Below are 24,909 nucleotides of genomic sequence, written 5' to 3' on the forward strand. Positions count from 1 at the left end.
ATGAACTCTGTTGCGCAACGGCGGCGGCGACACACGTCGGTTTGGTAACGTCTGTATTATTCAACGTAACCGCGGCTGTCCTAGCCAAAAGTCTTCCCAAAATCGTTGAACCACCCGCGTCTGAAATGGAAGCCGCGGCCATTATGGTTCCTTTGAAGTTTGACCCCGATCCGATCGTCGCGGAACTGCCGACTTGCCAAAATACATTACACGCCTGAGTGCCGGTTGTGAGGTTAACCACGCTTCCGCCAGCCGTAGTGAGCGTGCTACCCGACTTAATGATAAAGACGGCATTGGCATCGCCAAGACCATCGAGCGTAACCGCTCCGGTTAGTCCAACCGAAGAATCGCCTCCGTAGACACCCGGCGTCAACGTGCCGCCATTGAACGTTGCGAGGTCGGAAGTAATCACGGTTGTTGTCGCCTGGTCGCGCGCATCAATAAACGCCGTGACCAAATCGTTTTTCGCGATTATAAGCAGGCCGGCGTTCGTCAATAAACATCCAACCGTTGAATCGTCGCCACCGGTATATCCGGCATTGGTATCATAAATCGTTCCCGTTGTTTCACTGCACGACAGGTTGGTAATTGCCGTACCGCCGGTGGGGCTTAAACCGACATTGCCGACAATAGCAGAACCGCCAGTGGGGTCCGAAATTGCCGAACCGGCCAAAACTGCGAAATCATCTGCCGTGCCAAGCGTTGGCGCGGTTGCCGCGAATGCCGCGAATGGCCCCGCGAAACCGAACGCAATGGCGATGGCCGATGCGGTTACTAATGATTTTATGCTTATTTTTTTCATGTATGTTATGTGATTAATTTAAAATTATTTTTTTAATGCGACTTTATGTAGTTACGGGTTATTGATCCGAAGTTCCCGAACGCCGGGCTAATCCCGACTTTTGCCTGAAACTCGGCTAACGCGTCACGGGTCATGCCGCCAAAGTAAGCGGTTACGCCAACTTTAGCCAATGCTTCCGCGGCTGGACCTTTGTGTTGATCAATTAAAAATTGCTGAAGAGTAGTAACGTCGCCTCCCCTGCTTCCTTTGCCAAGATTCATCGCAATCATCCGGATTTGCTGACCCAAATTAGCAGCCGGCGCAGCTGCGGCGGCGGCAGAACTTTGCTGTTGCTGTTTCGCCTGCACCTGCGCCTGGAGCGCACGCAAAGTTGAAAGCAATGCAGTCATCTGGTCCGATTGTCCTTGAGCAGATTGAGTCGCGGAGGTCGCAGAAACTGCCGGGGTAGCGGGCGTTGCGGGGCTTACCGTCGGCGTTGCGGGTGTTGCTGGTATAGCCGGAGTTGCGGAAATTGCCGGCGTTTGGGTTACAACGATTGCCGGAGCTACGTAGACAGGCGCGGTCACCGTGCTTGCGTCTAATGTAACTGCGGACTGCGCCAATGCCCGGCCGTTCAATGTTGCGCCGGTGTTCAATATAATAGCTGTCTGGTCTAATATGGTTCCGTTAAAAACAGACGTTGTCCCGAGTGTTGTCTGGCCTGCGACAACCCAGAAGACGTTGCTCGCCTGCGCGCCGCCTGAAAGAATCACTTTTACTCCTGAACTTACGGTAAGATTTTGCGCGACTTGAAATATCCACACATCGTTTGCGCCGCCCGAGAGCGTTACGTCGGTTGGTATAGTCAGGCCGGTGCTCCATTTATAGAGTCCGGGGGCAAGCGTCATTCCGCTGATATTGAAATCAGTTGCGGTTGGATTTGTGCGTCCGGCGGCTTCAGTGTAGGCGTCTTGCATGGCAAGCACCGCCGCGGTCACGTTCGCGGGAGTCGGATTGGCGTAGCCGGGCGCATATATTTTCCCGACGACTAGCGCTGACGTGGAGTAGGCGCTCGCCGCGGGAAGAGAAAGATCGAATCCGGTTTGGTGATGAGTTTACAGGGGCAGACGGGCGGCGATATAAAAAGGTCAGTGATACTGAACTTGAAGTCGTAGAATAGGGCTATATTTCTTCGTTTAGTCCCCAAAGAAACAATCCCAACTCAAATACAAGAATCCCAATCATGACTATAATTATAGAAAGCCAAAACGGCATCTCAATAAAACCTGTAACAACCAAAGAACAAGCCCATGCCAATATGAACGATAAGCTAAGCCCTTTCCGGAGCATATCCTTTGCCCAATCTTCAAACTTACCGCATATATCCATTAATTTATCCATCGCATAAGCATAACATAAGCAGGCATATTTTGTCAATGTAGCTTGCTTCTGCCGGGCTGATACCAAGATCACCGACAATGGCGGTTGTTCCGGTTGTTGAAATCCCTGTTTTTTGCGAGAATCACGAAATTACCCGAGGCGCCGAGATTCACCAATGCCGGACCGGCGGCGAATGCGGAAAATCCCGTCATGCTCAACACGGAGAAAACGGTGAGCGTTGTTGTTAGTAAATTTTTATTGAACGTCATAAAGATTTTTAAGTATTAATGAACTGATTATGTGAATAAATTATTTGTTGAAATTGTTTCGTGTACGGATACAATCGACCACCAACTAAAAACTTTTAGAAAAGGCAGAGTACTCCTTTTATATCAATTATTTTTATTATACCATTTTTACTTTTTTGACTAGTGGGGATAACTTTTGAGCGAATAGTACAAGCGCAAAAATCACCCGCCGATTCCCCCGCTCATATTTAAAAATCCCTCAAAGAAGGGATTTTTAAATATGAGCGGGTAACGGGAATCGAACCCGTATCTCGACCTTGGGAAGGTCGCATTCTACCACTGAACCATACCCGCAATGTTCCGAGTGTACCAAACCTACGGCGCGATTTCCACTGTGCCGTTGCTCCACTGCAATTTCGACAAAAATATCCGGGCGCTTGCGTCGCGGCGCGCAGATAAAAGCCATGATTGTATATCGGCCAACTCGCCCTTCAACGCTTCATCGAGGAGCACCTGCTTCGCCTCCGGAAGCAGTAGCATTTCCTGAAACTCCTCAAATGTCGTGCCATACAACTCCGGCACCGCCTCGCGCAGACGGTCAACCTGCGCGTCCGCTATTTTTCGGTTCGCGAGCGCAAGCACCCGGTCACCGAGCCGCCGCTCGAGCTCCGCATCAATAAGCCGCTCGGCGACCAGTTTATCAAGTGTGGCGCGGCGAATTTCTCCATACAACGCGCTGACTTCTTCCGACGTGAGCTGACGGTGCGCCGCCGCCTCCTGCGACCTCACGTAAAAATTCAATCCTGCAAGCGCCACGCGCTGAAACTCTCGCGCCGAAATCATAGCTCCGTTCACCGTTGCCACCGGATAGAGCGCGTTGTGCAATACATAAAAAACTCCCGCTCCAAAAGTTACGAGCGCGATAAGCCCGATATAGAAATGGTGTCGCTTCATTACGGATTTTTCTTCGGAATAACCACGATTAACCGCTCACCCGGCTCCCCATAGTGCAATTCCTTGCGCGCCGCCTTGGCAAGATTTTGCGGATCTCCGAGATACGCAATAGTTGCTTCAAGCTCAACATTTTCGCTCAACAAGCCGTCTACTTTTTTTACTACGCGATCGCGCTCCGCGATAAGCGCCTCGTCGTGATAATACAATCCTTTGAGTTGCACCGCGGTCGCGACAAAGATGATGACGATAAGGAGAAGCATGAGGAGGCGCATGTCTTTATCATATCACAGGTGATTCGCACGCGTATGTTTTCCTTCGACTTCGGTCCAATGTCCATTGGACCTTCGCTCAGGAAATAACAGTCCCTGAGTTTATCGAAGGGCTACCGATTTATTTTTTCAACAACTCTTTGAATATATTCGCGGAAATCTTCAGCTGAGAGTTTTCTCCGCGTTCTTTCAAGCGCTCTTTTCCGCGCGCCTGTTTTTTCCAGAGTTTCATTTTCCGCGTGCGGTCACCGCCGTTTTTCCCGAAATTGCCGAGTTCTTTTTTCATCGCCGGTATTGTTTCACGGGCAACAATTTTCCCGGACACCACCGCCTGCAGTGCCTGCACGAACTGCTGGCGTGGCAGCAATTCCTTCAACCGTTCCACGGATTTCCTCGCCTCGCGTTCAATGTCGCCTTTCGGCAAAATACGGGTAAGTCCCGCCACGGGATTTTCCGCGACGAGAATGTCCAGCTTCCGCACTTCCGCCGGTTCGTAGCCGACAAACTCATAATTCAGCGACGCAAACCCTTGTGTCACAGATTTCAACTGATCGTCCAGGTCACGGATGAGGTCTGCTAACGGAAGTTTCGCCGCGACAATGATGCGCGAACCGAAATTCTTTGTTTCAATTTCTTTAAAACGGAACAGTTGCGTCAACTGCAGTACCGGCCCCAGATATTCGGATGGCAAAAGGATTTCGGTGCGCACCATCGGCTCCTCAACGCCAAGATTGTCATCCGGAAAGTCTTTCGGGTTATTTACCATTTGCCACCCCGAGGCGGTCTTCACGCGGTATTCCACCGACGGAAAACTATGCACGGTTTCAATGCCAAACTCGCGCGCGATGCGTTCGGCGGTAATTTCAAAATGCAGCTGACCCAAAAACCCGCCCTTAAATCCTCTGCCCAACACTTCGTTTTTGTCCGGAAGAAACGCAAGCGACGAATCGTTCAGTCGCAGTTTGCCCAGCGCGCTTTTCAAGTTTTCATAGTCGTCGCTTTCCGACGGATAAAACGAAACAAAGACGACGGGCTTCGGGATTTTAAATCCGGGAAGCGGATCCGCTCCGCCGACACTCGCAATGGTGTCGCCAATTTTTAACTGATCCGGGTCTTTGATGCCGGTCGCGATGTAGCCGATCTCCCCTTCTTGAAGCGTTTCGCATGGTTTTAACTTCGGCGCAAAATAGCCAATCTCTTTAGGCTTGAAAAGCCCTCGCGTCGCCGCAAGATGATACGGCGGATCTTCCTTCTCCAACATCATAAACGCGCCGGAAAACACGCGGACATACGCGATTACGCCGCGATGTTCGTCGTATTGGGAGTCAAAGATAAGGGCGCGGGAAGGTTGGGTGACGGGTGACGGGTGACGGGTGTCCGATGTTCGAGGTTCGAGGTTCGAGGTTTGAGGTTCAACAGATTTCGGAGGTGGAACACGCGCAACGATTGCTTCCAACAGTTCCGGAACGCCGGCGCCGGTCTTGCCGGAAACGCCGAGCACTTCATCCGGCGAAACCCCTAAGAGATTAGCGAGTTCTTCACGCGCCGCCGCAACCTGCTCAGGACTTGCCACGTCAATTTTATTTACTGCGCCAATGATAGTAAGACCCGCTTTTCGCGCGTGCTCAAAATTCGCCAGTGTCTGCGCTTGCGTGCCCTGCGTCGCATCAACAAGCAAGACCGCTCCTTCAACCGCCATAAGGGCGCGCGAGACCTCATAGCCGAAGTCAGAGTGGCCAGGAGTATCAATCAGGTTAAGCGTATAGCGTTCAGCGTTTAGGGTATAGGACATTCTCACGGGAGCCATTTTGATGGTAATCCCCCGCTCTTGCTCAAGTTCAAGCGCGTCTAAATACTGCGGGTGCATACTCCGCATCGGCACTGTGCCGGTAACTTCAAGAAGCCGGTCGGCTAAAGTTGATTTCCCATGATCTATATGGGCAATAATGACGAAATTCCGAATATTCATAGCTATAATCACTACAATATAGCCCAAAACCACCAAAAGATACAGCGCAAGCCGGGGCGCGGCCGCCGTGCGATACATTACACGAGCGGAGTATTATTTCCGGTCACCATCAAACGGCGGTCCTCCGACCGGAAGCGTAACGGTGAACGTAGTTCCTTTATTTTCTTCCGAAACAAACGTGATGTCTCCGCCAAGCTCCCTCGCCATTTTACGCACAATGTAGAGTCCCAATCCGGTGCCGGAGACATCCAGCGCCAACACGTTAGTCGCGCGAAAAAATTTCTCAAACATCCGCGACTGCTGATTCTCCGGAATACCGACACCGCTGTCCTCCACCGCGAATTCAATCTTCCCACCCTTCCCTAGAGCAACGCGCGCCGCGATACGACCGCCATTCGGCGTATATTTTATCGCGTTTGCAATCAGGTTCCGAAGTATCTCGCCAAGCAAACGGCCGTCGGTCCGAATCGTGGCAGTGTCGGCGGATATACTGAATGTCAGCTTATGTTTATGCTGTTGCGCCGCGTGCGCGAACTCGGATTTCACATCGTCAAAAAGCCGGCGAAGATCAACATCTTCCACTTCTATGCCAAGACGACGCGCCTCAATACGCGAAATACTCAGCAGTTGATTCACGAGAATCACGAGCCGTCCGGCGGAGTAGTGAATGTCCTCAACGTATTTCCGCTGCTTCACCGACAACTTTCCAAACGCGCCGTCCAGCAACATCTCGGGAATCCACTTCATGGTCGTGAGCGGCGTGCGCAGCTGATGCGACGCAAGCGAAATAAACTCACTTTTCGCGCGGTCAAGTTCCTTCTCCTTGGTAATATCACGCTCAATGCCGACAAAAAAGAGTATGTTGCCCTTGATGTCCACCAGCGGGACAATACTCACGGCTGCGGTGTAGGGCTCTCCATTCTTGCGTTTATTATTTACCTCACCTTCAAACGGCTGTTTTTTTATTTTGATGGTTTCCCACATTTTCGCGTAAAATTCCTTCGGCATAATGCCGCCCCAAAGCGATGGACGCTTCCCCAGTATTTCCCCTCGGCTGTAGCCCGTATTCTTTTCCGCCGCCTTGTTCGCGTAAATAATAAATCCGTCGGTATCCGTCATAATAATATGATCCGAAGCACCCTCAACCGCCAGTCTGAACTTCTGCAATTCGTTGGCGGTATGCTCCGAAAGCGTTTTTTCTATTTTGAGGTCTTCAACGACGTTCACGAGCGCGCGCTCCGATTCTTCCAATTTTTTATTTTGCGATTCAACATTTTGCAAACTCTTTGCGAGTTCGCTTGTTTTTTCCCTCACTTTTTGTTCAAGCCCTTTGTACAACTCCCGCAAATGCGCCTGCATCACGTTAAACGCGCGAGCCAATGCCCCAGTTTCGTCGCTTACCAAAATAAGATCTTTGGGGACGGAAAACTCAAAATCCCCCTCACTCAGCCGCCTCGCGGTACCCGCAAGCTTGACGATTGGTTCGGTAATTAAACGGGAAAAAATCAAGGAAATCAAAAGGGCAAGTAATGCAGCAATAATTCCCAAAAACCACGCAGCAACCGCGAGCGCGCGCGCCGGAATAAGCGCTTCGTCCAAATCAATCTTCACTGCTAATTCGAGATTAAGGACCGGATCGTGCCGCCACGCCGCGAGCACATCATTCCCACGATAGTCAACGGTTTGACCCGAACCATTGCCGCCTCCATACGTATTTGCCGAAGATATTCCGACGGCGGACTCTAAAAATACCTTCCGTAACGCCATCGGGTCGGCGACCGAGCGCGTTGAACTAAAAAGAATCTCATATTTCCTCGGGTCGGCAACGCGCTCGGACACATGGGCGCCGATCTCAACTTCGCCTGTTTCTCCCAGCCCGCTTATTTTGTTTATCGCTAATGCCAATAACTTACGGATGTTTACTACTATCGCAATCTCGCCGGCAAAATTTCCCAGCTCATCCTTCACCGGCGCGGTGATATAGAAACCGTAATCCTGATCCGCCCCGGTCAGCATAAATATATCACCGATAAACATATCGGATTTCCCGCCGATAAACGCGGCAGATCCAGCATCATAACGCAATTGCCCAAATTTTTCCTGTTGGCTAACATCGGCGGCGCGGTACACCACTCTGCCATCCGGAACGAGTAACATCAGATCATCTATCGCTCCCAACTCTTTAGTCCGCGCCAACAACTGCGTATCAAGCATCGCGGTCGCGGCTTTAAACGCCGAGCTATCCGCATCACCGATGTGCTTTGCAAGAATCGGTAAGTTATGCCTGATGTTGTAATAATCTTGACTCACTGCGACATCCCTCCGCAAATCATTAAAGAAGTTGCTGATGAGTGTAACTTTCAAATCCGCGACGGACCCCAACTCGCCAAGCTTAGCCGTAACAATCGTCTCCCGGCTGTTATTAAAATGAAGGTATGAAACGAAAAAAATCGGAATGACGGAAATAAGGACGTACGTTGTACTAAGGCGCGCGCGGATGCTCATATCAGTTTATCGGGCTTGTTGCTGAATTATTTTTTTGCGCGCCACCCGCGTATACAAATTTTAAACAACCTCTGCGGCATGTCTCTACCCGTTCCTTTGCGTTGGCGCTCCAAATGCAAAACTCCTCACGCGACTACGCCGTCGCTGTTTTTCCCGACGATTTCCCGAAAAACGTCTGCACGCGTTCCACGACATCCTTCAGCGCGACATCGGATTTCACCAAATAATCAGCGATATCGTATGACTTCACGCGATCCAAATCTTCTTTTTGCGAAAGGTTGGTTAAGGCAATCACCGGAGTTTTTACTCCCGCGGCGCGCATCTCCTCCAGCACCGCGAATCCGTCCTTCTTGGGCATGCTGAGATCAAGCAGCAGCATGTCGCATGAACCGGCTTTGAGCTTCTCGCTTCCTTCCGTTCCATCGTAAGCAACATCCACACTAAAACCGGCGGCTTTGAATTTAAATCCAAGCGCGTTTGCGAGCGGACGCTCATCCTCCATAATAAGAATTTTTTCCTTAGCCGTCATATAACAATATTATAGCATGAGTAATAGAAAAAGTGCCTACGGCGTCTCTATTGGACACTTCTTCCATCAGTGGCATCTTTATCGGTTTTATGGTACCATAGTTGCATTCCTATGGAATTCATCGTTGAAGAAAAGGGCGGACGGCTAGATAAGTTTCTGGCCAGCCACGACACCAAATTTTCCCGCACCGAGTGGCAGCGGTTTATTAAGGACGGCGCGGTGAGCGTCAACGGGCGCGTTGTGACAAAATCCGCGCTTACTCTGCACACACACGACAAATTGACTATTCTTGAGGAAAAAACCGTAGGGCGCAAAGGAGCATTCCGCATTGAACCGGATCCGGGTATTCCTCTGGACATCGTTTACGAAGACGCCGACATCCTTGTCGTCAATAAACCCGCCGGCCTTCTGGTGCACCCGACATTTACCGAACGCCGCCACACTCTGGTAAACGCCCTTGTCGCGCGCTATCCCGAAATTATTGCTGTCGGAGAAAATCCCCTGCGCGCGGGAATCGTCCACCGTCTCGACAAAGACACGTCAGGACTTGTGGTTGTCGCGAAAAATCAATCCGCGTTTTTTTCCACGAAACAACAGTTTCTTGATCGCGTCATCGTAAAAAAATATCTCGCGCTCACCGAGGGCATCCCCAACAAACCCGAGGGAGACATCACCTACGACATCCGTCCGTCAACCGGCAACCGCTTAAGGAAAGTCGCGGTGAAAAAGCTTGAGCCGGAGAAACGGTCCCGTCGCTCCGCGGAAACGCACTACGCGGTCAAAGAAACGTTCGGCACCCGTTTCGCTCTTATTGACGTGACCCCGAAAACAGGCCGCACGCACCAGATCCGCGTGCATCTTGCCGCCATTCTGTGTCCGATTGTCGGCGACACATTGTATGGAGGAAAAAGAAAAACCGGCCTTGCCCTTGGGCTAAAGCGCCATTTTTTGCACGCGTATTATCTGAAACTCACATTGCCAAGCGGAAAGGAAATGACGTTTGAAATCGGATTGCCGGAGGATTTGCGGAGGGCGATAGGAAAACTGACTGGCTCTTCTGTTATTCCCGCGAAAGCGGGAATCTAGGGCTTCCCGCGCATGCTGGATTCCCGCTTCCGCGGGAATGACACCGGCTGCGTAAGTTTCAGATTACTCCTAGAACATGATGTCTTCTTCTGAACGCTTGTACGAATGGATTTCCTTGTCGGTGAACCAAAGTTTTATTTCTGTTTCGGCTTCGGCGGTGTTGCCGGAGGCATGCACAAGGTTACGAATACCGCGACGCTGGGCGTTCGCGAGTACAGCGGAATCAACCGAGTAGTCACCGCGAATCGTGCCCATGTCCGCCATTGACGGCAGGGTACTGCCGACGATTTTCCGCACCATTTCAACGGCGTGTAAACCTTCCACCACCATCTTCACAATCGGTCCGGTGGTCATAAACTCCACAATCCAGCCGTGCACCATCTTGCCGATTTTTTCCGGATCGTTTGTTCCGATTTCTTTGACAGGATCCAAACCGTACTTTTCATACGTTGCCAATGTCTTTCCTCCCATCGCTTTTAAATTTTCCGGCGCGTCAGAATAATGCTTTCCGAGAATTTGCTTTGTCGTCTGTAACATTTGCAACCCCACGATTTTCAATCCCCGCTGTTCAATGCGGCGCATAATCTCACCCAGCAACCCGCGCTTCACGCCATCGGGCTTCACGAGTACTAATGTTTGTTCTTCTTTGAGTTTTAATTTTGTCATGTTTCTATTAAACACGAATCAAGGGCGAAATTCAAGAGGTGCCGATAACCGTCCCCACGAAACGCTCGCCCGCGAAATAGCGTTCAAGGTTTTTCCAGTTGTCGCCTTTTAAGACCACGACCTTCAAGCCGAGGGATTCCGCGCGCGCGGATGCCACCGGATCAAACGGCGCGTTCATGCCGGGGATCCATTTTTTTCCGACAAGCTTCCGGTAGTCCTTCCATGAGATCGCCTCAATCGGCTTCGCGTCAGGATTCGTTCGCGGGTCCTTATCGTACACATGGTCAATGTTTGACATGTTCACCACGGTGTCTACATGATAATCCTCCGCCAGAAGCACCGCGTCATAATCGGTACTCCAGCCCGGCTTCCAGCCGGCCGCGACCGCAATCGGCTCCGTTACTTTGCGGATGATGTCGTAGTGCTTGATGATGTACGGATGCGCGATGTCGCAAAAAATCGTCCGCAACAAGTGCGCGTTGAGGCGCGTGGCGTGGATGCCCAGCCAGTCCATGTCTTCATCGGTCAATTTACGCCCGATGACTTCGCGGCCGGCATCGCGGTAATGCCTAGCAAGGAGTCCCCCGCCCGCCACGATAAAAAATTGCCGGCGGGGATTTTCTTTTAACCGCCGGCGGAGGAATGTGTTGAATCCGGAAAGAAACGGGATGGCAATTCCGCCGTTCGGGACGATTAAACTGCCGCCTACCGAAAGCACGAAGCGTTCGCGTTTATTTCCCTTTTCCATGTTTGATATCAATGCCTAATTCCTTTAACTGTTTTGCGCTCACCTCATCCGGCGCATTGGTCATGAGGTCTCTGCCGTCGCCAGTTTTCGGAAACGCGATCACTTCACGAATGTTCGGTTCGTTTAAAAGAATCATCATCAAGCGGTCAAAGCCAATTGCCGCTCCGCCGTGAGGCGGCACGCCATAAGAAAACGCCGCCAGCATGTGGCCGAATTTTTCCTCAACGGCTTTTTCGTCATAACCGACGCGCATAAATGCCTTTTTGAGCAAATCGGCTTTATGATTGCGGATGCTTCCGCCGGCAATTTCAAAACCGTTCAACGCAAGGTCGTATTGATACGCGAGCACATCGCCCATGCCCTTCTCATTGTCCGGCAACGCTTCTCCATGCGGCATGCTGAACGGGTTGTGCCCGAAGTCCCACTTCTTGTCCTTTTCGCTCCACTCGTAAAACGGGAAATCAACGATCCATGCGAATGCAAGCTCGTTCGGGTCATTTTTATCTTTGCGTAAGTCCGGTTTGTCGGATTTATACTTTTCCTGCGCTTCCTTATAACTCAAGCGCGGAAACGGCACTTGCGTGATATGTTTTTCTGGATATTCATTTTTTACAAGATCAATCATTAGCCCCTCCAAAACCCCCAGCACATCATCGCGCTCAACGAAACTCATCTCAAGGTCAATCTGCGTAAACTCCGGCTGGCGGTCGCCTCTCGTATCTTCATCGCGAAAACAGCGCGCCACCTGGTAATAACGCTCCAATCCCGCCACCTGCAATAACTGTTTATATTGTTGCGGCGCCTGCGGAAGAGCATAAAACTTTCCGGGATAGAGCCGTGCCGGCACCAAGTAGTCGCGCGCGCCCTCTGGAGTTGATTTACCCAAAATTGGGGTCTCAACTTCAACGAAGTCCTGCGCCTTTAGATATTCATCAACAAATGCAAGCGTCTTGCTCCGCAGCTGCAAGTTGCGGTGCATGCGCTCACGGCGCAAATCAACGTAGCGGTATTTCATCCGCACTTCTTCACCGACTTCACGACCATCGGTCGTGACATCAAACGGCGGCGTGACGGCCTCGCTTAAAATCTCAAGCGACTCCACCAGCATTTCATGCTCGCCGGTCGGGATTTCTTTGTTGATCATCGCGGGCGGACGCTTATTGACCACGCCTTCCACACGAATCACCCACTCGCTCCGCAGGGTGTTTGCTTTCTCGTACAATGCTTTGTCCTTCGTTATGAAAACAAGCTGTGCCGTGCCAGTGCGATCGCGCAAATCAATGAAAATAATTTTTCCGTGGTCGCGCCGCGCGTGCACAAAACCGGCCAGTTCAACTTTTTGGCCTTCGCTTTTCACTATGTCGTTAATGAGTGTTCTCACGAAAAAATATTACCACACTTGAATCTATTTTTGAAATACCCCGTCCGCAAAAGGAAAGAGCACCGCGGGAAACCCGGGCGCTCTTTTCGCCTTCACCATTTATCTACCGCCGTTCGTCGGTGGTCGGCGGCGCGGGATATCCGAGGGAGGCGCCGTTCATCGCGGCCATCTTGGCGTGAAGCCCTCGCACCTTGTCTACCGCAAAGCAGAATGCCGCGATGAGAAAGATGGTTACCAGTGCCGCCGGCAGATCGCCAAGCTTGGGATATGACCGTTCCGTTTCTCGCGCAATCGTCACAACCAGCGTCACTCCGAAGATCACGTACAAGACCGCGCCAATGATGGGGACGGTTTCCATCGCAAGATCCTCCTTTGTTATCTTCCGCACGAACCATGTCCACTGTTTATATTATAACGCATTACTTTCGTTTTGTCCAGGGGTAAGCGCCGCACATTCCGATGCGGTAAGTTATAATAAAAGAAGAATCCCGATATTCCGCTTGTTAAGGAGTGCGCCATGCGCCGCATCGGAACAAAGATGCTGCTCTACTCGGCAATGGCGATACTCTTTTTTCTGGGGTATCGCTACGTCGCGGAGGTAACCGCTGTGCGGAGCGTGGAAACATCGTTCCTCACACCGATAGATGGAATGATTCCGTTCATTCCCGAATTTGTGTTCCCGTACATGAGTTTGTACGCGCTGTTCTGGCTTCCGGTCATCGTTAGCCGGAACATCACGCTACGGGATTTTGCCACAATCATCGTGGCAACCGCGGGAATGTTCGCGGTGGCGTTCACGGTCTACGCAATCATTCCGTCGCGCTACCCGCGGCCGGAGGTTTGCCCCGACACGTCGTTTGTGTACTACATCCTCGCGAAGGCCTTGTACGCGTACGACTTGCCGAACAACACCCTGCCCAGTACACACGCGGCGGTTGTCGCGATACTCCTCTCCGCCGCGCGGAAGAAGTTCGGCCGCCGCACCTACGCCGTCTACGCCTTGTGGGGGGCGTCTATTCTCCTCTCTACGGTGACGGTGAAGCAACACTTCGTCGTTGACCTGGTCTCGGGGATCGTCCTAGGTGTCGTCATGTACGCTGTTGCGCGACGCATTGTCGGTAATGCCCGCACAACGTAAAAGACCCCTTCGCAATTGAAGCGCTGGGGTCTTTCTGTTATTTCGTCTTATCTATCTCTGCAAAGACCCTCAACATTCCCCCGTCGCTTACTATTTTCACCCTTCCGTTTTTATCGGTGCGAAAAATCTGCGCGCCGACGTTTGCAAGGCGGTTAAGCGCGGCCGGCGTCGGGTGTCCGTAACTGTTTTTCCCCACTTCAATCATCGCGACTTTTGGGTTCACTGCTGCCAAGAAATTTGCGCTGGATGAAAACCGCGAGCCATGATGGCCGACTTTCAGGATGTCCGCGCGCACATCGTCCGAGGCGACGAGCTCGCGCTCAATATGTTCTCCTGCATCGCATGTTAAAAGCGCGCGCACGCCGTAGGATTCCACACGGAGCACCAGACAGCCGTCGTTTAATTCTTTGCTTATAAGATTTCTTTTGTTCGGCGAGAGCACGTCAATCACCGTGTCGCCGTACATTATGCGGCTGCCCTTCGCGAGCGTCACGTAGGGAATGTTCCGATCGCGGATAACGCGCATCAGTTCACCGTACGCGCCACTCGTCCCCACGCGTCCAGTTCCCAAAAATGCGCCGACACGATAGTTTTTCAGCACATCAATAAACCCTCCAAAATGGTCCAGTTGGGGATGCGTCATCAGCACAAGGTCAATCACGCGGTCGTTTGCCGGCAGCACCTTCCCCAGCTCGTCCGAAAGTTTCGCGTCCGGTCCGCCGTCAATCAGCAGCTTCACCGTTCCACCTCCCACGCGCGGGAACAAAATCAACTCGCTATCCCCTTGCCCGACGTTCAGAAAATAATACTGCGTCGCGCGGATCGTTTCGTTTCCCGCGATGACAAAAAACCATAACGACGCGTCCGCCGCCGCGAGCAAAAGCAGCGCTACAACCAGCTTGTTGGCGAGGAGCTTTTGCGCAGCGGAGAAAATTTTATTTATGTTGTGTTTCAAAAAGTTCCACATATTGTAACCGTCGGTTTACGTATAGCATCAATGCTATCAGCACGCTGTAATACGCGATTAAAAATCCCGCGCCGGCACCCGTGATGCCGCTCACATATCCGAATCCGCTAAAAAAACTTATCATCGCTCCTTCGTACCACAAAAGAGGATACGCGAGCAACGCGAAGAGCTTCGCGAGTGGCATCGCGATAAATCCGCCGATAGCGATGAGCAACCCTAAAAACATCGTCGCGGGCACGGCCAGTAGCATAGCGATGTTCGCGATGATGCCGGAGAGTGAAAACGTGCCGAAATTCACGAGCGTGATCGGAAGCGTCGCGATGGTCGCCGCAACCGTCATGGAAATACTTTTGCGCCAACCAAGGATGCCACCGCGCGCGTCCAGGCGCGTAATGCGGCCGATGATCGGCTCCAGATACACAATGCCCAACAATGCCGCGAATGAAAGTGCAAAGCCGATGTCGAACAAGAGCACCTTCGGATTTTGCAGTGCCATAAAAAACGCGGCAAGGGCGATGGCGTTTCTGAAGCTATATATTCGACCGACCGCGCCGGCGAGCATCACAATGCTTCCCATAAACGCCGCACGAACGACCGAGGCCTCGGCGCCGGTCATCAACACAAACGCCACAATCGCCCCGACCGTCAGCGGAAACGCTGCGCGCGTGAGGCGCATCCGGCGGAAAAGCCAGCCCAACCCAAGCACGATCACCATAATGTTATAGCCGGAGAGCGCCACAAGGTGCGCGGTGCCGCTTTGCGAAAGTTCCGCGCGAAATTCTTTGGAAAACTCGGCCTTGGTGCCAAGCGTCAATCCGGACATGAGCAACGCCTCGCCACGAGGAAGCGTTGCCGTAAATGTTCGCGCGATGCGCTCCTTGAAATGAATCAGCGCCGCCATAAAAAAACTTCCGCCGTCTTCGTTGACGAGTGTCGTAATCGGATAATTCATTGTTCCCACAATACCGTCGCGAAGATACCGGTTCCGAAACGCGGCATCCGGCGCTTTTATGACACCTTCGACGCGCAGCACATTGCCGTAACGATACGATGGATAGCGCGCAAGCGTAAGGCGGATGTTCCCGACGTCAACTTTCTGACTGCTCGCGCTTGGCGCCGCGCGGCGCACAATGCCTTCGATGGTAACCGGCGCGTCAAAAATTATTTCCTCGCGCGTTTGCATTTCCTCATAACCAACATGATAGAGGCCACCTAAGAATATCGCCGCCGCGAGCATCGCGATGACAGACTGCCGAAATGCCAACGCGATAACCATGACAAGCACTGCCGCGCCGCCCGACAACACAAGACGCAACGCAATGCTTCCCGAAATACTGGAAATCAAAACGCCACATAAGAAAAATATGGCGATAAAAAAAGCGAGGTCGTGCAGTGGTATCGGTTTTGTTGTTTCGTCCATCGGTTTTTGGTAGTGTAATGGAAGGAAGCTTGATATGTACAGCAATGAAAGGAGGACACATGCGTTCCATGGACTTTTTGCTGGAGGCGAGAAAACGCTCACTCCTGCTTCCCGGCACAGGCCAAGCGGGTGAGTCGCCCACCGCGCATTTCCTTCCTTCGCCGCTCATCACCTCGAAGGCGCAACGAGCGATCCACGAACTTCTTGCTCTTGTACGGACATTCGCGCACCCCGCCGAGTGGAAGCGCATCTCTGCCGAAGTGCGGCTGCGTATGGCCAAAAAAGCGATCATTGAGAGTGCCGAGACCACCAACATCCCGTGGCATCATCCGTGGATGCTGCCCGAGGGCGAAGATGCGGACGACTACGTCACGCTCGGCGAGTACCTTGACCGCTGGCGCCGCTAGCACAACTTTCACACGCACACATAGACCCTAAGCGGGTCTATGTTCTTTTATTGTCATTCCCCAACTGTCATGCTGAGTCGCAACGAAGCATCTCCTAAAACTCGCAAAAGAGATCCTTCGCCCGCCACTGCGGACATCAGGATGACCCTGGGTTAAAACTCTATCGCCATCTTCGCCAACTTGCCCTTCGTAAACGGATGTTTCAACTCGCGCATTTCCGTCGCCAAATCCGCCGCTTTGATGATTGACGCCGGCGCGCCGCGTCCGGTCAAGACCACGAGTTTTTCCAGCGGAACTTTTTTTATGGCGCGGAGCACATCGGCAACCTTCAGCAGTCTCAGCGACATCGCGACATTTATTTCATCCAAAACTATCAAGTCCCACTTTCCGCTTTCCAATTCATCCGTAAAAAATTTTAACGCGGTGCGCGCCGCTTCGGCGTGTTTTTCCCGCGGCAATGTATCGCCAAGTATCCCCACAAAACCAAGCCCTTTTTTTATCAGCCGAAATTCTCCACGCGTTGTTTCGCCGGCTTTTGTGGTGATGTCCGCAAACTCCTCTCCGGATTTCCACGGCCCTTTAATCCACTGAATCATCAGCACGCGTTTGCCGCGGCCCAACGCGCGAACTGCTTGGCCGAGCGCGGCCGTGGTCTTACCTTTTCCGTTACCCGTGAAGACAATAATCATAATTTAAGAATACACGAACCCTCGCCGCAAGGACGAGGGTGTGCGCATCACTTCATGAACGACTCATAGCAACCGACCGCGAGCCACGCGAGGCCGAAGACTGTCGCGACGATCACCCAGACCAGAATGAACGCGGGGATAAGCCCGGAACTCTGTGGCTGTTCCAGTTGCTTGTTGCCTTCCTGCACGTTAAATCCTCCAAACCCAGTGGTTGAACGCTTTTTTCATTATACCACGATGATTCCCCCGCCGAGCATTTCGCCCCGCACGTCGTAGAAAACAGCGGATTGTCCCGCGGCGACAAACTTTTGCGGCTTATCAAAAACCAGCTTATAGCTTTTAGCTTTTAGCTTATAGAACATTGCGGAAGCGAGGGGTTGGCGGTAGCGGACGCGGGCCATTACTGACATTTGACCATTGACTTTTGACATTTGACTTGGGCGAATAAAATTCACCTCCGTTAATGTGATTTCCTTCTGATACAACGACGGGTGGTTTTCGGGCGCGATGGTAATGGTGTTCTTTTTTAAATCTTTTGAGATGACGTAGTGCGGTGTTGCGAGTCCGCCAACGCCAAAACCGTGCCGTTGCCCGATGGTGTACAGATGAGCGCCTTCGTGCGTGCCGACAACGCGCTGGCTTGTCATTCCGGCCTCCGAGCCGGAATCCATTTTTGCCGGACCTTGACGCTTCTGGATTCCCGCGTTCGCGGGAATGACAGCGGGCGCAAGAAGCACGTTACCTTTTTTCGGCTTAATATATTGCTTCAAAAAGTCGCGGATGCTCACCTGCCCCAGGAAGCAGATGCCCTGCGAATCCTTTTTTACCGCGGTCAAAAGCCCAAACTTTTTTGCGAGCACCCGCACCCGCGGCTTCGTGTACTCGCCTATCGGAAAAAGACAATGTGCGAGCTGTTTTTGCGTCAGCGTCCAGAGAAAATATGACTGATCTTTGTTCAAATCGCGAGCAGTGCAAAGCGACATTTGACATTTGACATTTGACATTTGACCGACGGCTTGACCCGTTTTGTCAATTGTCAATTGTTTCTTGTCAATTGTTGTCCGCCGAAGGCGGACGTAGTGCCCCGTCGCCACAAAATCCGCCCCCAACTTCCGCGCTTTCTCAAAAAACAGCCCAAACTTGATTTCTTTGTTGCACATCACATCCGGGTTTGGCGTGATGCCGGATTTATACCCCTTAATCATGTAGTCCACCACGCGCTCCTTATACTCTTTTTCAAAATCAAAAACGTAGAATGGAATTTTTAATTGTTCGGCAACTCTGCGGGCATCCTCGGCATCGCGCTCCGCACAGCCGTCTACGTTGAAGCATTTCATGTGCGCGCCAATAACGTCGTAGCCCTGTTTGATGAGTAATGCCGCGGCGACGGAGCTGTCTACGCCGCCGGACATGGCTACAAACACTTTGTTACCCTTCTTTTTCATGCATATAAAATATCACGATTTTTTGTAAATCGCAATGACGCCCCCGTCCTACTTCTTATTTCTTACGTCTTATTTCCCTGCTTTCAGATACTCCTCCGCCTTCTTCAAATCCTCCGGATAGCCGATGGGGAGCCAAAAATCCGATTGCTCCACGACGAATTTATGGTCTTTCATCATTTTGCTAATTTGATCTACCGCAAAATATTCGCCTTTCGGATGCATGGTAACGGGATAATCAAAAATCCTAGTGTCCAGCACGAATACTGCCGGAGAAACGAGGTTTGATTTCGGCACGTCCGGCTTTTCCTCAAAACTGATGATTTCGTTTTTGTCGTTCACCTCCACCACGCCGAACTCTTTGGGGTTTGGATGCTCGTGCACCAGCATGGCAAGATCTTTTTGCACCAACAATTTCAGCGCGCGCGGGCTGTGCAAGTCGTCGCCGATCATAAACACAAATCGTTCACCGGATTCGAGGAGTTCCTTGCAGAGCAGCAACGCATGACCGGTGCCGAGCGGCTTATCCTGCCACACGTAAGTGACGCGACGCCCCTCAAACACATCACCAAAATACGCCTGCACCATTTCGCCTTTGTAGCCGATAACCAAAATAAGCTCGGTGATTTCCGATGGCAAACTGCGAATGATGTGCGCGAGGAGCGGAGCGCCCGCTACTTCAATCATCGGCTTCGGTTTTTCAAATGTCAGCGGCCGCATGCGCTTCCCTTCGCCGGCCGCGAGAATTATTGCTTTCATGGAGTAATCGCTAATAACGCGAATTGAGACGAAATAATGCGAATAACACGAGTATATATCATGTAACCTCGCGAGTCACTATTTTATTTCAACATCGCGCGCAGTTGCGCTTCATCAAATCGTTCGCTATACTGATTCCATCGTATTTGCGTTATTACAAGTCATTAGCATGATTCGCGATTACTCCTATGCTCAGTTACAACGACTTAAAAATTGGGATGACGTTCCTTTACGAAGGTGAACCGTATGAGGTGCAAGAATACGGGTTTTTGCGCATGCAGCAGAGGAAGCCGGTGGCGCAGACGAAAATCAAGAATCTCATCACCGGGAAGATTTTGGAGCGTAATTTCCATCAGAACGAAAAGTTTGAGGACGTGGAAATTGAAAAAGTTCCGATTAACTTTATTTACGCGCATCGGGATGAGTTTTGGTTCAACGATCCGAATGATCCCAAAAAACGCTTTGAACTCAAAACAGAAGTACTCGGGACTCCTGGGCAGTTTTTGAAAGCGAACACGAAAGTCATGGCGGTGAAATGGGGCGAGCGCATTATCACGGTGGAAATTCCGATTAAGATGGAACTGCTAGTGAAAGACGCGCCGCCAAATGAGCGCGGCAACACCGCGCAAGGCGGAAGCAAGCAGGCAGTACTTGAAACCGGAGCGGCGGTGTCTGTGCCGCTATTCGTGAACACAGGGGATGTGATTAAGGTGAATACGCAGACCGGGGAATATGTGGAGAGGATGGAAAAAGCAAAATAAGAAATTAGCAGTTCACCGGTTTGATTTTTGCGCGCGGTTTCCGCTCGGATAAATTCTCCTCACTTGTTTCGCGAAAGCCCTGCATAGTATTGTTCGCGGGTCCGGCTCAGTCGCCTTTGGCGACTGGCCTTAAAGTCTCGCCCCGCAGAGCGGGGCGAATCGCCCCTGCCTGCCGTCAGGCAGGTCCGACAAACCCGCTCACAACACTATGCAGTGCTTTCTGGCATTGCATTTATGGTTACCGCACATTATGCGGCGCGCTTTTGGTTTGATGCCTTTTTCATCCTTGGGGCTGGAAGGTGATGATAATGTGGCGCCTTTGGCGCTTTGACTTGTATTCTTACTACTGTAGTGCTATATTTTGATAAGTTTTAGGTAGTTCCATTCGGAGGACTCGCAATGAATGTCGTCCTTGCTTTTGTCTTGTTTCTCATCGGGCTCGTAGCGTTCATCTTGGCGATAGCGGGGGCTCACGCGAACGGCGACCCCACATTCGCCGCTGATCCGAAGCACAAGAACGATTTCGGGCTAGTATGCCTTCTTGCCCTCGTCGCGGTCATCTCGCTCTTCAGCGCCGGCTACTGCATCGGGTAGGCCGACGCGAAGACGCGAACCCACAATCCAAACAGCGAAGTAATCCGCAAAACGACCCCGCATTGGCCATAAGCCGGTGCGGGGATTCGATTTTTTCTTACTTCTTATTTCTTACGTCTTACTTCTTGCGTAACGGGGCGCTGAATTTTTATGATGTTTCCGGTACAATAGCATCAGAATCAAGAATCGTCTTTTACGGGAGGATACCGATGCCACACTTGATGATGTTTCTCGTCAGCACCGCCGGTGGGTGCCTGTTCGGACTGTTCACTATACTCCTCGTCCGAGACGTCGAACAAACGCGGCTCTTCAATCTCCTCGCGCGTCACTATAGGTGTCGGGAAAAGCTTTTCCGGCTCCTGCTGGACTACACTCTCGGCGGGCTCACGTTCGAAATCGCCCTCGGCTTCTTCGCCGCCGCCTCCGTCATCGGATTCACAATCGTCCGCGACCTCATCTGGTGACCGCGCGCAAACGTAAACGCCCCGACCACAAACCTTAGAGATAAGGAGGTCGGGGCGCTGCTTTTTTATTCCTCCTTTCTTAAAGGAGGTGGCCAAAGGTCGGAGGATTTTTCGTTTTGCAAATCCCTCCCCCTTCGGGGACTCCCTTTAGAAAAGGGAGAATAACCCAGCGCTACTTTCGCTTAAGCGCCTCCTGAATCGCGCTCTTCAGCGCCGGAATGTCCGCGTTTGAACCGGGCTCAATTTCATCGCGTTTTTTCTCCACGGGTTTGACTTCTCTCTGCGGCATAGGTTTCGCGAGTTTCGGGCCGCCATCGTGCCGGCGATCATCGTGACGCGCTTGTGTATGCTCACTGTGCGGCCGTTGAGGCTCGCTGTGTGGTCGTGGATGCCCGCCTTCGCCAGAGCTTCGGTGGACAGGTCCGCCATGCGGCGCGCCGCCTCTCCACTCACCATGTGGGGTCGGCGCCGGTGCGCGCCGCTCCTGTTTATACTCAATACCCAGCCCGGCCAAGCCTTCCATCGTTTCTTGCGTGCGCCGTCCACTCTCGCGGCTCACCGGCCGTTCGGGCGCGGCTAACTCACCTTTTTGTATTTTTTCAAAACACTCGGAACAATACACCGGTTTCCCCGGCGTCGGCTTAAACGGCACGCGCGTTTCTTTGCCGCAGTTTGAGCACTTCGCCGGATACATTTCCACCGTGTCCCCGCTTGCCGTTACATGTTTCACCGGTGTTGACAGCGCCTCGCCCGCCTCGTCCACTGCGCCGGAACCGCTCGCCCATCGCCGGATGTTATCCTCAACCTCCACTGCCGGCCGCGCATAACGCTCGCGCGACATCGCAATCACATCCCCTACCTTCACCGCTTCGGTAGTTGTTTTAAACGGCGGCAACGTCATCGCGGAAAACGGACGCACCGTGATGCCGTCCACCATCAGCTTCAGGTAAATCCGATAATTCGGCAGGTTCACAATGTCTTGGATCACAAACTCCGGCTCAAATTCGTTTTCCAAAAATTCGGCGTCCGCCGCGCCAACACGGAATATAATCATCGTTCCGACGTTGCCAAACACTGCGTCGCGGACTTTTGTTGAAACATCCGTCACGAGTTGCCCCACGTATTGGTGCGCGATAATAAGATTCAGCCGATACTTACGCGCTTCGGAAAGCACACCCGCGAATGAATCCGTCGCGAAATTTTGGAACTCGTCCACAAACAAATAAAAATCTCTGCGGTCTTCCTCCGGAATACGCACGCGCTCCATCGCCGCAAGCTGGATTTTTGTGATAATCATCGCGCCCATCAAGGCGGAGTTGTCTTCGCCAATACGCCCCTTGGACACGTTCACAAGAAAAATCTTCTGCTCGTTCATCAAGTCAAAAATATCAATAGTGCTTTTTGACTGCCCCACCACATTCCGGACAATTGCCGTTGAAAGAAATTGTCCGACTTTGTTTTGAATCGGCGCGATAGCTTCATTGCGGAACTTATCCTGCCACTCCTCGTACTCGTTCATCCAAAATGCCTTCACTACCGGATCCTTCAAATTATTAATGATCTGCTGACGGTAATCTTTGTCCACCAAGAGACGCGGAATGCCGAGGAGCGTCGTGTTCGGCGTATCCAAAAGCGCAAGAATCGCATTGTTCAAAATGTATTCCATGCGCGCCGACCACACGTTTGACCAGATTTTTGTGAAAATGCCCATGAGGCCGGAGGCCACAAGGTGCTTATACTTCGGGTCGGGCAGCTCCAGCGGATTAAAACCCATCGGAAATTCGGTGTCCGCCGGGTTGAAATAAATAACGTCTTTGAGGCGCTCCCGCGGAATCTTTTCCAACACGCCCTCCACAAGTTCACCGTGCGGGTCAACCACGCACACGCCGTCGCCGTTCAAAATATCCTGCAGAATAAGGTTATGCAGCAACACGGATTTCCCCGTGCCGGTTTTTCCCATCACGTACATGTGCTGGCGGCGGTCTTTCCGTTTAATGCCAAAAAGACGCTCGGCATTGCGGAAATCCGTTTTTCCGAAATAGACGACGTCCTTACTCGGCTGCGTTTCGCTTTTTATCTTCCGCTCCATACAATATTTATCAGTATAGAAGAAGAGCGACGCTTGCGCTACTCCTTTTTCTTGTCTGCTGTGCACAACCCGGCAATACTCGCCCAATGGGCGGCGAGTTCCACAAAATAACGCACACCAAAACCCACGGCGCCTTTTGCGAGATGTTCCTCATCAGGAATCGCCGTCATGCGCGGTGCCATGTCAATATGCGCGAATGGCATCGGCTTTGCGAAGTGCCGCAAAAATGCCGCCGCAACGCTTGCGCCGCCATCGCGCGAATTTGCTTTGTGCGTATTGGTCACGTCCGCGAATTTGCCCTCAATATCTTTGTCAAAATCATCGTCCAACGGCAATGGCCATACGACATCCCCGGATTTCTCACCGATTCCTTCCAATGCGTCGCGCAACGGCTTATTGCCGGCCACAAAAAGCCCAGCCATTCTGCCGCCGAGCGCAACCACAACCGCGCCGGTCAAGGTCGCGATGGTCACAGTGAGTGCCGGTTTCTTTGTTTTGGCATACTCAATCGCGTCCGCCAAAATAACGCGCCCCTCGGCGTCGGTATCGCCCACCTCAATCGTTTTTCCGCCATATACCTTAATGATGTCGCCCTGCCGATAACTTAATCCGCTCGGCATATTTTCCGCAGCAGGCACCAGCCCCATGACATTGACCGGCAACCGCAATTTCGCAATCGCGCCGACAGCCGTGATAACCGCGGCACCGCCGGACATGTCAAGATGCATATCTTCCATTGAGTCGCCGGTTTTGATATTCAAACCACCCGAGTCAAACGTGACGCCTTTGCCAACAAATGCCAACGGTTTCTCGCCGTCCTTGCCGCCTTTGTACTCAAGCACAATAAGACGCGGCGGATTTGCCGAACCCTTGCCCACCGCCAAAATGGCGTTCATGCCTTCGGACTTCAAACGCTTTTCGTCAAACACCGTTACCGTCACGTTTTTTGTTTCCTTCGCAACTTCGCGTGCGGCCTCCGCTAAACCTTCCGGCGACATTTCACCCGCCGGATAATTCGCAAGCGTCCGGCAGCGATTCATCGCCTCGCCCAAAATCACGCCGCGCTTCACGCTTGCGTTAAGATCGCTTGATTCGTGATGCGTGAAAAGCGTTACGACCTCCACATGCTTCCAACCTTCTTTCGGCGGAGTTTTGAATTGTTCGGAAAAATTAACATGCGCGAGCAACGCGTTCTGCGTGATCAACTCCGCTGCGCACCCCGCGGCAATATTCGCGCGCTCCACATCATCAAGATACAGGCCGATATTTTTCAACCCCTCCGCCTTTGCCGCACGCACAAACCGGCGCGTAAGCAGTGCGAACGTTTTCTCGTCAATCGTCTCGTTCACCGCGACAAACACATATGCTGGGGCTTTGTTGAGCTTTACCAGCTCGGCGTCGCCGTCTTTCTGTAACTGCGTTGCCGCAAATGCTTTCAAAAGCTTCTGGTCGGCAGGGTCAAGCAGAGCAAAAACTCCGCCCCAGGCCTCAATTTTTCCCTCTTTCAGCCATGCCGGCAAAAGGAATGCATCCAGGCCCTTCATATCCCCTTTTTTGAGCTTCGTATTGAGGTTAAATTTCATAGCTATAGAATAGCAGGTATTTTAACGTTTGACAATCCATGTAAAAAGTCAGGCCAGTCGCCTAAAGCGACTGGCCCACT

At 52.0% G+C, this 24,909-nt stretch carries 25 protein-coding genes, 1 tRNA gene and 1 pseudogene; 6 read left to right on the forward strand and 21 right to left on the reverse strand.

What is annotated here, in order from left to right; all coding sequences use genetic code 11:
• From Q7R85_04495 to Q7R85_04540, 10 genes and pseudogenes are all read right to left on the reverse strand, one after another.
• Positions 1-802, reverse strand: an 802-nt coding sequence (locus tag Q7R85_04495; GenBank protein MDO8585343.1) for an ice-binding family protein, incomplete at its 3' end; no start/stop codon positions are given.
• A 32-nt stretch (positions 803-834) separates the two neighbouring features.
• A pseudogene (locus Q7R85_04500) lies at positions 835-1,875 on the reverse strand (ice-binding family protein).
• A gap of 88 nt (positions 1,876-1,963) precedes the next feature.
• The gene (locus tag Q7R85_04505; GenBank protein ID MDO8585344.1) at positions 1,964-2,182 is read right to left on the reverse strand and encodes a hypothetical protein; all 219 of its coding nucleotides are present in this window, start codon (positions 2,180-2,182) and stop codon (positions 1,964-1,966) included.
• A 68-nt stretch (positions 2,183-2,250) separates the two neighbouring features.
• Positions 2,251-2,430 carry a hypothetical protein gene (locus Q7R85_04510; GenBank protein MDO8585345.1) on the reverse strand — a complete coding sequence of 60 codons (180 nt, stop codon included), beginning with the start codon at positions 2,428-2,430 and terminating at the stop codon, positions 2,251-2,253.
• Between the two features lie 262 nt (positions 2,431-2,692).
• Positions 2,693-2,763: transfer RNA gene (locus Q7R85_04515), tRNA-Gly, on the reverse strand.
• Positions 2,764-2,784: 21 nt separating this feature from the next.
• Positions 2,785-3,363 carry a SurA N-terminal domain-containing protein gene (locus Q7R85_04520; GenBank protein MDO8585346.1) on the reverse strand — a complete coding sequence of 193 codons (579 nt, stop codon included), beginning with the start codon at positions 3,361-3,363 and terminating at the stop codon, positions 2,785-2,787.
• Positions 3,363-3,635, reverse strand: a complete 273-nt coding sequence (locus Q7R85_04525; protein MDO8585347.1) for a septum formation initiator family protein — start codon at positions 3,633-3,635, stop codon at positions 3,363-3,365. The genes Q7R85_04520 and Q7R85_04525 overlap by 1 nt, the downstream gene beginning before the upstream one ends.
• A 118-nt stretch (positions 3,636-3,753) precedes the next feature.
• Complete coding sequence (lepA, locus tag Q7R85_04530) at positions 3,754-5,601, reverse strand: translation elongation factor 4 (GenBank protein MDO8585348.1); 1,848 nt, start codon at positions 5,599-5,601, stop codon at positions 3,754-3,756.
• 93 nt (positions 5,602-5,694) lie between these two features.
• The gene (locus Q7R85_04535; protein MDO8585349.1) at positions 5,695-8,106 is read right to left on the reverse strand and encodes an ATP-binding protein; all 2,412 of its coding nucleotides are present in this window, start codon (positions 8,104-8,106) and stop codon (positions 5,695-5,697) included.
• Positions 8,107-8,239: 133 nt separating this feature from the next.
• Positions 8,240-8,635, reverse strand: coding sequence for a response regulator (locus Q7R85_04540; protein MDO8585350.1), 396 nt, complete (start codon positions 8,633-8,635; stop codon positions 8,240-8,242).
• Positions 8,636-8,746: 111 nt separating this feature from the next.
• Between Q7R85_04540 and Q7R85_04545 the strand changes: the two genes are divergently transcribed.
• On the forward strand, positions 8,747-9,721 hold the full coding sequence (locus Q7R85_04545) for an RluA family pseudouridine synthase (GenBank protein MDO8585351.1): 975 nt from the start codon (positions 8,747-8,749) through the stop codon (positions 9,719-9,721).
• A gap of 69 nt (positions 9,722-9,790) precedes the next feature.
• Here the strand turns inward: Q7R85_04545 and Q7R85_04550 are convergent, their stop codons facing one another.
• The 4 genes from Q7R85_04550 to Q7R85_04565 all read right to left on the reverse strand — a co-directional run bounded on the left by Q7R85_04550 (position 9,791) and on the right by Q7R85_04565 (position 12,874).
• Positions 9,791-10,387 carry a nucleoside-diphosphate kinase gene (locus tag Q7R85_04550; protein ID MDO8585352.1) on the reverse strand — a complete coding sequence of 199 codons (597 nt, stop codon included), beginning with the start codon at positions 10,385-10,387 and terminating at the stop codon, positions 9,791-9,793.
• Between the two features lie 31 nt (positions 10,388-10,418).
• Positions 10,419-11,135 carry a UMP kinase gene (gene pyrH / locus Q7R85_04555; protein ID MDO8585353.1) on the reverse strand — a complete coding sequence of 239 codons (717 nt, stop codon included), beginning with the start codon at positions 11,133-11,135 and terminating at the stop codon, positions 10,419-10,421.
• Positions 11,119-12,516 (reverse strand): aspartate--tRNA ligase, encoded by a 1,398-nt coding sequence (locus Q7R85_04560; GenBank protein ID MDO8585354.1) that lies wholly within the window; start codon positions 12,514-12,516, stop codon positions 11,119-11,121. Before Q7R85_04560 ends, pyrH begins: the two co-directional genes overlap by 17 nt.
• 103 nt (positions 12,517-12,619) lie before the next feature.
• Positions 12,620-12,874: a hypothetical protein gene (locus Q7R85_04565; GenBank protein MDO8585355.1), complete on the reverse strand. Its 255-nt coding sequence runs from the start codon at positions 12,872-12,874 to the stop codon at positions 12,620-12,622.
• Positions 12,875-13,033: 159 nt separating this feature from the next.
• Here Q7R85_04565 and Q7R85_04570 point away from each other — a divergent pair, with 159 nt between their 5' ends.
• Complete coding sequence (locus tag Q7R85_04570) at positions 13,034-13,654, forward strand: phosphatase PAP2 family protein (protein MDO8585356.1); 621 nt, start codon at positions 13,034-13,036, stop codon at positions 13,652-13,654.
• 37 nt (positions 13,655-13,691) lie between these two features.
• On the opposite strand, the gene Q7R85_04575 is transcribed toward Q7R85_04570, so the two are convergent.
• Together Q7R85_04575 and Q7R85_04580 are read right to left on the reverse strand one after the other, a co-directional pair.
• Positions 13,692-14,621 carry a hypothetical protein gene (locus tag Q7R85_04575; GenBank protein ID MDO8585357.1) on the reverse strand — a complete coding sequence of 310 codons (930 nt, stop codon included), beginning with the start codon at positions 14,619-14,621 and terminating at the stop codon, positions 13,692-13,694.
• Entirely contained in the window at positions 14,590-16,041 is a 1,452-nt protein-coding gene (locus tag Q7R85_04580; GenBank protein MDO8585358.1) for a ComEC/Rec2 family competence protein, read from the reverse strand. The genes Q7R85_04575 and Q7R85_04580 overlap by 32 nt, the downstream gene beginning before the upstream one ends.
• Before the next feature lie 59 nt (positions 16,042-16,100).
• Here Q7R85_04580 and Q7R85_04585 point away from each other — a divergent pair, with 59 nt between their 5' ends.
• Complete coding sequence (locus tag Q7R85_04585; protein ID MDO8585359.1) at positions 16,101-16,448, forward strand: hypothetical protein; 348 nt, start codon at positions 16,101-16,103, stop codon at positions 16,446-16,448.
• A 152-nt stretch (positions 16,449-16,600) separates the two neighbouring features.
• On the opposite strand, the gene Q7R85_04590 is transcribed toward Q7R85_04585, so the two are convergent.
• The 3 genes from Q7R85_04590 to Q7R85_04600 all read right to left on the reverse strand — a co-directional run bounded on the left by Q7R85_04590 (position 16,601) and on the right by Q7R85_04600 (position 19,338).
• Positions 16,601-17,137, reverse strand: a complete 537-nt coding sequence (locus Q7R85_04590) for a cob(I)yrinic acid a,c-diamide adenosyltransferase (GenBank protein ID MDO8585360.1) — start codon at positions 17,135-17,137, stop codon at positions 16,601-16,603.
• A gap of 227 nt (positions 17,138-17,364) precedes the next feature.
• Positions 17,365-18,582 carry a tRNA 2-thiouridine(34) synthase MnmA gene (gene mnmA, locus Q7R85_04595; protein MDO8585361.1) on the reverse strand — a complete coding sequence of 406 codons (1,218 nt, stop codon included), beginning with the start codon at positions 18,580-18,582 and terminating at the stop codon, positions 17,365-17,367.
• A gap of 69 nt (positions 18,583-18,651) precedes the next feature.
• A complete protein-coding gene (locus Q7R85_04600) occupies positions 18,652-19,338 on the reverse strand; it encodes a nucleotidyltransferase family protein (GenBank protein ID MDO8585362.1) in 687 nt (228 codons plus the stop codon).
• 188 nt (positions 19,339-19,526) lie between these two features.
• Here Q7R85_04600 and Q7R85_04605 point away from each other — a divergent pair, with 188 nt between their 5' ends.
• The 3 genes from Q7R85_04605 to Q7R85_04615 all read left to right on the forward strand — a co-directional run bounded on the left by Q7R85_04605 (position 19,527) and on the right by Q7R85_04615 (position 21,157).
• Positions 19,527-20,099, forward strand: a complete 573-nt coding sequence (locus Q7R85_04605) for an elongation factor P (GenBank protein MDO8585363.1) — start codon at positions 19,527-19,529, stop codon at positions 20,097-20,099.
• Positions 20,100-20,498: 399 nt separating this feature from the next.
• Entirely contained in the window at positions 20,499-20,693 is a 195-nt protein-coding gene (locus Q7R85_04610) for a hypothetical protein (GenBank protein MDO8585364.1), read from the forward strand.
• A gap of 209 nt (positions 20,694-20,902) precedes the next feature.
• Positions 20,903-21,157, forward strand: coding sequence for a hypothetical protein (locus Q7R85_04615; protein MDO8585365.1), 255 nt, complete (start codon positions 20,903-20,905; stop codon positions 21,155-21,157).
• A 172-nt stretch (positions 21,158-21,329) separates the two neighbouring features.
• Here the strand turns inward: Q7R85_04615 and Q7R85_04620 are convergent, their stop codons facing one another.
• Together Q7R85_04620 and Q7R85_04625 are read right to left on the reverse strand one after the other, a co-directional pair.
• Complete coding sequence (locus tag Q7R85_04620) at positions 21,330-23,246, reverse strand: type IV secretion system DNA-binding domain-containing protein (protein ID MDO8585366.1); 1,917 nt, start codon at positions 23,244-23,246, stop codon at positions 21,330-21,332.
• 38 nt (positions 23,247-23,284) lie between these two features.
• The gene (locus tag Q7R85_04625) at positions 23,285-24,829 is read right to left on the reverse strand and encodes a leucyl aminopeptidase family protein (protein MDO8585367.1); all 1,545 of its coding nucleotides are present in this window, start codon (positions 24,827-24,829) and stop codon (positions 23,285-23,287) included.
• Positions 24,830-24,909 lie beyond the last annotated feature (80 nt).

Source organism: bacterium (assembly GCA_030649055.1).
Classification (GTDB): Bacteria; Patescibacteriota; Minisyncoccia; order UBA6257; family JAUSGH01; genus JAUSGH01.